This is a genomic window from Pseudorhodobacter sp. (assembly GCF_030452865.1).
Lineage (GTDB): Bacteria > Pseudomonadota > Alphaproteobacteria > Rhodobacterales > Rhodobacteraceae > Pseudorhodobacter.
In genome coordinates, this window is sequence record NZ_JAKDLJ010000152.1 from 1 (window position 1) to 7,879 (window position 7,879).

The 7,879-nt window shown below is 58.9% G+C and carries 8 protein-coding genes; 7 read left to right on the plus strand and 1 reads right to left on the minus strand.

What is annotated here, in order from left to right; translation table 11 throughout:
* The 4 genes from L0H65_RS10315 to L0H65_RS10330 form a co-directional block, all read left to right on the plus strand.
* Positions 1 to 470 (plus strand): TIM barrel protein (locus L0H65_RS10315; protein ID WP_301458791.1); only part of this gene is annotated, 470 nt, incomplete at its 5' end.
* 3 nt (positions 471 to 473) lie between these two features.
* Positions 474 to 683, plus strand: a complete 210-nt coding sequence (locus L0H65_RS10320; protein WP_301458792.1) for a hypothetical protein — start codon at positions 474 to 476, stop codon at positions 681 to 683.
* On the plus strand, positions 676 to 1,482 hold the full coding sequence (iolB, locus tag L0H65_RS10325; RefSeq protein WP_301458793.1) for a 5-deoxy-glucuronate isomerase: 807 nt from the start codon (positions 676 to 678) through the stop codon (positions 1,480 to 1,482). Before L0H65_RS10320 ends, iolB begins: the two co-directional genes overlap by 8 nt.
* 1,385 nt (positions 1,483 to 2,867) lie before the next feature.
* Positions 2,868 to 4,499 (plus strand): serine hydrolase, encoded by a 1,632-nt coding sequence (locus L0H65_RS10330; RefSeq protein WP_301458794.1) that lies wholly within the window; start codon positions 2,868 to 2,870, stop codon positions 4,497 to 4,499.
* A gap of 113 nt (positions 4,500 to 4,612) precedes the next feature.
* Here the strand turns inward: L0H65_RS10330 and hydA are convergent, their stop codons facing one another.
* Entirely contained in the window at positions 4,613 to 6,007 is a 1,395-nt protein-coding gene (gene hydA / locus L0H65_RS10335) for a dihydropyrimidinase (RefSeq protein ID WP_301458795.1), read from the minus strand.
* A gap of 120 nt (positions 6,008 to 6,127) precedes the next feature.
* Here hydA and L0H65_RS10340 point away from each other — a divergent pair, with 120 nt between their 5' ends.
* From L0H65_RS10340 to L0H65_RS10350, 3 genes are all read left to right on the plus strand, one after another.
* Positions 6,128 to 6,772: a GntR family transcriptional regulator gene (locus L0H65_RS10340; RefSeq protein ID WP_301458797.1), complete on the plus strand. Its 645-nt coding sequence runs from the start codon at positions 6,128 to 6,130 to the stop codon at positions 6,770 to 6,772.
* A gap of 115 nt (positions 6,773 to 6,887) precedes the next feature.
* Positions 6,888 to 7,289, plus strand: coding sequence for a VOC family protein (locus L0H65_RS10345; RefSeq protein ID WP_301458798.1), 402 nt, complete (start codon positions 6,888 to 6,890; stop codon positions 7,287 to 7,289).
* Positions 7,290 to 7,365: 76 nt separating this feature from the next.
* Positions 7,366 to 7,879: ABC transporter substrate-binding protein (locus L0H65_RS10350; RefSeq protein ID WP_301458799.1), on the plus strand; the 514-nt coding region annotated here is incomplete at its 3' end.

Genomic DNA, 7,879 nt, shown 5'->3' on the forward strand with positions numbered 1-7,879 from the left:
AAGGCATGGTTTTGGCCTATCATCATCACATGGGGTCAATGATCGAGGATCAGGACGATATTGATGCGCTGATGGACGGGTCATCGCCCGAGGTAACGCTGTTGTTCGATACTGGGCATCTGCGTTTCGGTGGCGCGGATGTGCTGGGCACGCTACGCAAATGGGGGGACCGGGTGCGTCATGTGCATTTCAAGGATGTCCGTGAACCGGTTGCCCGAAGGATCAAGTCGGAAAACAAGAGTTTCCTTGATGGTGTGATTGCGGGGGCGTTCACAGTTCCCGGCGATCCGGCGGGCTGCATTGATTTCGCGGCGATCACGGATGAATTGGCGCGTATGGAGTATTCCGGCTGGATCGTGGTGGAGGCTGAACAAGACCCGGCAAAGGCACCGCCTTTTGAATATTCAAAAATCGGCTATGATCACATCACGGCGCTTTGCGCCCGGTCCGGCCTGAAAATCGAAAGCTGAGGGATGAAATTCTTTGACTTGCATCATCCGTTTTTTCTGCCGCTTTGGCGCAGGGTGCTGACAGTTGGCATCACGGCAGGCTGGGCGGTGGTAGAGTTGTCGATGGACGGTCCGGGATGGGCCGCCCTGTTTGGCAGCGCCGCCGCCTATTGCGCTTATGTGTTCTTCTTTACGGATTACGTCGAAAATACAAAGGATGACAGCAATGCCTGACCTGTTGCGCAAACCTTTTGGCACGCATGGCAAGGTCCATGACATTTCCGCCCAGAATGCAGGCTGGCGCTATGTTGGCTTTGGCCTTTACCACTTGCGCGCGGGGGAAACGGCGTCTGAGGCCACCGGGGAGCGTGAGCATATTCTGGTGATGATTGAAGGAAATGCGCGGATTTCCGGGGCCGGGCAGGATTGGGGCGTGTTGGGCGACAGGGCGTCCGTATTTGAAAAGACCCCGCCGCATTGCCTTTACTTGCCCAATGGCACGGATTGGAGTGCGAGTGCGACCACCGATTGCGTGATCGCGGTTTGCACCGCCCCCGGCAAAGGCGGCCACAAAGCGCGGCGGATCGGCCCGGAAGGCATCAGCCTGACCGAGCGCGGACGCGGCACCAACACCCGTTATATCAACAACATCGCCATGGAAAATGAGGACTATTGCGACAGCCTTTTGGTGACAGAAGTTTTCACCCCCGCCGGTCACTGGTCCTCCTATCCCAGCCACCGCCATGATGAGGATGATTTTCCGCGCATCACCTATCTGGAGGAAACCTATTATCACCGGCTGAACCCGGCGAATGGGTTTGGGGTTCAGCGGGTTTATACGGATGATCTGTCGTTGAATGAAACCATGGCCGTGGCGGATGGCGATGTGGTTCTGGTGCCGCGTGGTCATCACCCCTGCGGCGCACCTTACGGGTTTGAGATGTATTATCTTAACGTCATGGCCGGGCCGCGCCGCAACTGGCGTTTTGTGTCAGCGCCAGAGGTGGAATGGATCATGAAACGCGACGCCTGATCGCGCCGGAAAGGGCTGCACCAGTAAGTACCCGTCAGACCACATCGGCTATACCAAAACCAGCGCGCCGCCCCGCAATCGACCATGACCTGAAGTCACCTCACACCCGCAGATCGGCGTTGGGGCTACGCTGCCTGACGTTCGCCCCTGACAAGCCTGTAAGAAGTATCATGCAGCCAATTTCCGCCTCTATCTAACAGATTTTCAAATCCGAGGGCAGAGAACACGCAAATTATGTGATGTTTATCAGCGAGCTGGCCGAGGTTCCTGGCGACTGAAAACCACCGCGCGCCATCTGCGCGACGCAGATGTTCACGAACCGCTGGCCCGCGCTGTCGTCTCTGCCACCATCGCCAGGACTTCAAAAACAATCACTGACCTCTGGGAGCGCGGCTCTTTCAACCTGCAAAACCAGGCAAAACGAAAACCGCTGATCCTGACCAACTCACCTTACCCAGCCTGCTGATCATCAAACGCGCGGACATGGCAGGAAAGTTGACCGCTGCGGGCATTCCATTGCCCCTCCTGCACGCTGGCACTTCGCGCCGCACAAACCCGGATGATCGGCTCCTATGCAGTCTATCGAAGCGCCGGTCAAAACCACGCCCCCTTCGCCCAAAAGCCTGCGGGTCATTCACATTGAGAGTCGGGCTTGCAAGGGACGCGAGGTATGAAATTGCGTCCCGAAGTCACACGAACGCCATACGCCACTTGTGACACGACTGGGGGCACCGTCGAAAACTCGTCTTCAATGGCCCTCGCCACGAAACTTTCGCGTGAAATATTCATAGGTTCATGCGAATGGAGTTAATGCGCAAATCGCAGGGCGTTGCGTGCGGCGCTTGGATTGCGGACCGGGTGCAAACGTCGCCGAACCGGGGACCGAGCATTAAGTCGGGCGTCAGCTTGAGTTCACTCTTGTCTTATCGCTTACGCGCGCCGTCTTGGCAGTTGGTTGATGTCGGGGCGGCGTCCCCCCCACCGCCGCGTAACGCGATTCGAGTCAAAGCATCAAAAAAATCTTCTCGACCCGGCTCAATCTGCTGCATGGCCGGTGACCCACCGCTTTCATTTTCTCTTGGGCAGCCTATATATGATAGGCAGGTGTTGGAGTACTTCGCGAAACCAATGGCCTGCGTCAGGTACGCATAGAAGGAAAGAAGGGATATGATGCTGCATCTTTCCGTCGTTACGATCATATCGCTGTTGTTGGTGATGCAAGCGCAGGCAGTGGCCGCGTGGATGGCGGCGCCTTTGCCGGTGCCCGTGCGGCACTGAACGCCAGCGCCGCTTTGTTTTTATGCCCGGCCGCTTCGGCTTTTGTCGTTCGGCGGATTCCGACACTCTTCGACGGTAGCTTGCAGGAACCGGATTAAGGGGGGCAAATGTTCAAACCCGTTACAACAGCGATCGCGGCGAGCCTTGCCTTGGGAGGTGCCGCTCTGGCCGAAACACCAACTGCGGCCAAGTCCAACCCGATAACGCTGGGCTGGATGCAGGGTTTTCCACCTGCGGCTGACAAGACCATCCGGTTTACCGACCCTGATTATTTCGCCTTCCCCAAGCTGCGCTGGACCGTGTGCCACTTCCGGGAGCTTATGCCCAGCGTGTCGGTTCCCGGTCGCACTACAGGCGCGCGGGGTTTGCCACAGGCGCTGCGGCCCGATCTGGATGCGGTAAGTTTCACCCCGCTCGGCGCGAAGGGTCCCATGACATGGGGCGAGGCATTCGACGCCAACTATACCGATGGCGTCATCGTGCTTCACCATGGCGTCGTCGTGTACGAACGCTATGACGGCTGCCTTGACGCCAACACCTTGCATGGCGCGATGTCGGTCACGAAATCGCTGACTGGACTTCTGGGCGAGATGCTGGTGGCCGAAGGTCGATTGGATGAGGCAGCCATTGTGGGCGATCTGATCCCGGAATTGCAAGGAAGCGCCTTTGGCGATGCCACAGTGCGGCAAGTCATGGATATGACAACCGGTTTGAAATATTCCGAGGATTACGCCGACCCGGAGGCTGAGGTCTGGACCTATGCCGAAGCCGGAAGTCCCCTGCCAAAGCCCGCGAACCATACCGGTCCGCGCAGTTATTTCGACTATCTGCAAACGGTTGAAAAAGCGGGCGAGCATGGCGCGGCGTTCGGCTACAAGACCATCAACGCCGATGCCCTTGGCTGGCTGATCGCGCGGGCGACCGGCAAATCCGTGGCTGACCTGCTGTCGGAGCGCATCTGGTCGCGCATCGGTACGGAACGCGAGGCGTTCTATACTGTTGATTCCATTGGTACGCCCTTTGCAGGCGGCGGTTTCAACGCCACCTTGCGCGATATGGCGCGGCTGGGCCAAGTGATGCTGGATCAAGGTCAACTGGACGGTGAACAGATCATCCCACCTGCCGCGATCACAGCCATTCAACACGGCGGCAACCCCGCGACATTTGCGAAAGCAGATTATGATCTGCTGCCGGGGTGGAGCTATAGCAGCATGTGGTGGATATCCAACGACGACCATGGCGCCTATGCTGCGCGCGGGGTGCATGGGCAAACCATCTGGATTGATCCTGCCGCCGATATGGTGATCGTGCGGTTTGCCTCAAACCCGGTTGCAGCCAATGCCGCGTCCGATCCCACCTCCCTACCCGCCTACCGCGCGATGGCAGATCATCTGATGTCCCATGACGACGCCCCACTTTTGGGCCGCGAATGGCGGGTGGAGGATATAGCTGGGGGCGGCGTCATCGACAACACCAACGCCAATTTGCATTTCATGGCCGATGGCAGCCTTACGGGAAACGCGACCTGCAATGGCATCATTGGCAGCTATGATACCTCCGGCGACACGCTGACCATCACTCCCACAGGCACCACGATGATGGCCTGCCCCGAGGCGTTGATGAATCAGGAGCGTAAGCTACTGGATCTGCTGCCCAGGGTGACCGGCTTTGAAATCGACGAAACCGGCACTTTGCACCTGATTGGCACGGATGGCAGGTTGCTGACGGCACGGCGTTGACCTCGTTCCGCTGAACCCCGGTTCGGCCCAACTGCACCGGGAACACCGCATTTGGGTGGTCGATCATGCGCCGCACCGCTATTGGGCGACTGGAAACGTCCGCGGCGTCCCGTTCAAACCCCTGGTTCGGTCATGGGCAACCATTTGCCGCGCCCCGGCCCGGCGCAAAGCTGCCTGTCGCGCACGATCACTTCGCCGCGCGACAACAGGGTTACAGGCAACCCGGTAACTGCGGTCCCTTCGAATGGATTATAGCCAACATTGTCATGCAGATCATTCACGCCGTAGTCATGGCGCAGCTTGGGATCCCACAGCGCAATATCGGCGTCAAAGCCAAGCGCAATCTCGCCCTTCGTTGCCAGCCCGAAGGCCCGTGCCGGCGCGGTGGCCGTCATGTGTGCGAAAGCGGCAAGGCCCATACGCCCTTCTGTCACCATCGCGTTGAACATCAGCGGCAGGCGCGTTTCCAGCCCCGGCATTCCGTTCGCAATCCGGTTGAACGCCACATCCGCCCCGTTGGCAAACTTGCCGCTTGCGTCCATCCGATACGGCGCGTGGTCGGAGGTGATGATCGTGATCGTGCCATCCGCCATCGCCGCCCAAAGTGCGTCCTGATCCGCTGCGCTGCGTTGCGGTGGCGAGCATAGAAAACGAGCGGGATTTTCCCGTTGCAAGATATCCTCGGTCATGAACAGGTAATGCGGGCAGGTTTCCGCCGCCACTGCGACGCCGCGCGCCTGTGCTGCGCGGATGATCTGCGCGCCTTCCACCGTGGAGACGTGAAATATCATGATCCGCGCGCCGGTGAACTCGGCAAAGCGGCACATGCGGTCAATCGCCTCGACCTCTGCCGCGCGCGGGTGGGATTGGGCGTGATAGTGCGGCGCGGTCTTGCCTGCGGCCAGCAGCTTTTCCGTCATATGCCGGATCAAGCCATCATTTTCGGCGTGAAAACACACCAAAGCCCCGGCGCGTTTCGCAAGATCAAGCAGGTCGAGAATGGATTTATCGTCCTGCCGCACCTTGTCATAGGTGGTAAAAATCTTGATGGAGCGGTGGCCTTCGGCGATCAGCGCGGGGATGTCGTCGGCCAGATTGCCGTTGCCGGTATCCGACACGATCATGTGAAAGGCATGGTCTATCAACGCGCCTTTGCGGGCGAGTTTGGCATAATCGCCCACCACTTTGCGCATCATATGTCCCGGATGCTGCGCCGCAAAGGAAATCGTCGTCGTCGTCCCACCCAAGGCCGCCGAACGGGTCGCGGATTCGAATGTGTCGGCGTTCATCAGCCCCGCGCCAGAGATTTGTTCGATATGGCAATGGCTGTCGACGCCACCGGGCAGAACCAACAAGCCGCGCGCGTCAATCTCCTCTGCCGCTTTCGGCAAGCCGTCGCCAATCGCGGCGACCCTGCCCCCCCGCACCCCGATATCGGCCTGCTGCACCCTATGGCCCAAAACGGCAATACCGCCGCGAATGATCAGGTCAAGCGTGGTTTTTGTCATGGCATATCCAAACTAGAGTTTGAGGTTTGATATACCGAGTGTATACCAAATATCATATCTGAAAAGATACTGCGTCAAAAAGCACGGCACAAATCGGTGCCGCTGCCCAGGGAGAAGCCGATGACCGTTATGCCGCAAACGCTTGGCGACTCCGCCTTCCGGAAAATCAAGGCGATGATCCTTGACGGCACCTTGCCCCCCGGCACCCGGTTGCCGGAAAAGAACCTCGCCGATCAGCTTGGCGTTTCGCGGACTCCGGTGCGCGAGGCGATCGGTCAATTGGTCAGCGAAGGGTTTGCCACACGGTCGCACGGCGGCGCGCCGCTGGTCAGTATCGTCTCGCTGACCGACATCATGGAGATTCTGCACGTCCGCAGCCTGCTGGAATGTGAAGCTGCGCGCAAAGCCGCAATTTCGGGGCAATCCATGCAGAAACTTGCGGATTTGCGCGGGCATTTCTCCGGGTTCCTGCAACAGCGTCCCAGTCCCGCAGAACATACCGCCGTTGACATGCAACTGCATCTGACCCTTGCGCACATGGCCGGGTCCAAGCTGTTGATGGAGTTGATCGAAGGGCTGAAAATCAAAACCCGGATGTATGACCAAGGGTCTATTCCTGCGCGGTTCGAACCGGGTTGCCATGAACACTTGATGCTGATCGACGCCGTTATCGCCCAAGACCCGGAGGCCGCTTCTGCTGCGATGAAACTGCATCTGAGCCATACGCGTCAGGCAATCTTTTCGCATTTGCACCACCCGTTCTGACTGCCGGTTCTAACGGCGGCACCAGATTTTTTTTGTCCTGCACGCAGCCGGAATCGTTGACTCGTCAGCCGGGCTGTATACCATCTGCATACAGTCCAAGGGGGATTCCACAGGCATGAGTTCACAACCCGCGACCCGCCCGACCGGCGGCATCGTATTGGCCATCACCTTCCTCTATTTCCGCGATCTGCCACGGGCGATGCGGTTCTATGAGGATATTCTGGGGCTGGAACTGGCCATCGACCAGGGCTGGTCCAAAATCTATCGCATTGATGGGCAGGCGCATGTCGGTCTGGTGGACGAGGCGCGCGGCATGCAGAACTGGCATGAAGACAAGACCGTGCAAATCTGCCTTCGCGTCCCGGATGTCGATGCGTGGCACGCATGGGCCAAAGCAAACGACATTCCCGGCCTGACCACGCCGCGCGACAGCGCCGAACTCGGCATCCGGGCATTCGTGATGAACGACCCCGAGGGCTATCAAATCGAGGTGCAGACCGCCAAGCCGGGGCATTAAGCACCAAGTTCACGGCAACATGAGGGGTGGAAAACCACCCCCGCGACGACCCGACAAACCAACAAAGGAGACAGAAATGACCGCCCTGACCCACCGAATGCTGCTTGGCAGCGCCCTGTCCGTGGCCCTTCTGGCCGCGGGTGCCGCAAGCGCACAGGATAAATCCATCACAATCGGCCTGACCGCAGACCCGAGCAACCTGTTCCCGCTGGCGGGGGAGGAGCTTTCGTCCAACATCATGTATTATCACCTTTATGACCCGCTGGTGAAGCGCAGCGCCGATTTGACCTTTGGCCCCGGCCTGGCGGAGTCGTGGGAGAATGTTGATGACACCACATGGCGTTTCAAGCTGCGCCCCAACGTCAAATTCCAGAACGGCAACGCCTTTACCGCGTCGGATGTGGTGTACACGGTGGCAAAAGCCAAAGCCTCCATCCGGCCTGATCTGGCGGCCAACATCGCCTCCGCCACCGCGATTGATGATCTGACGGTGGAGATCAAGACCCCTAAACCCTATGCCGTGCTGCCCAATGATCTGGCCGAACTGCTGATATTGGATGAGGAATATACCACCGCCACCGGGGATGAGG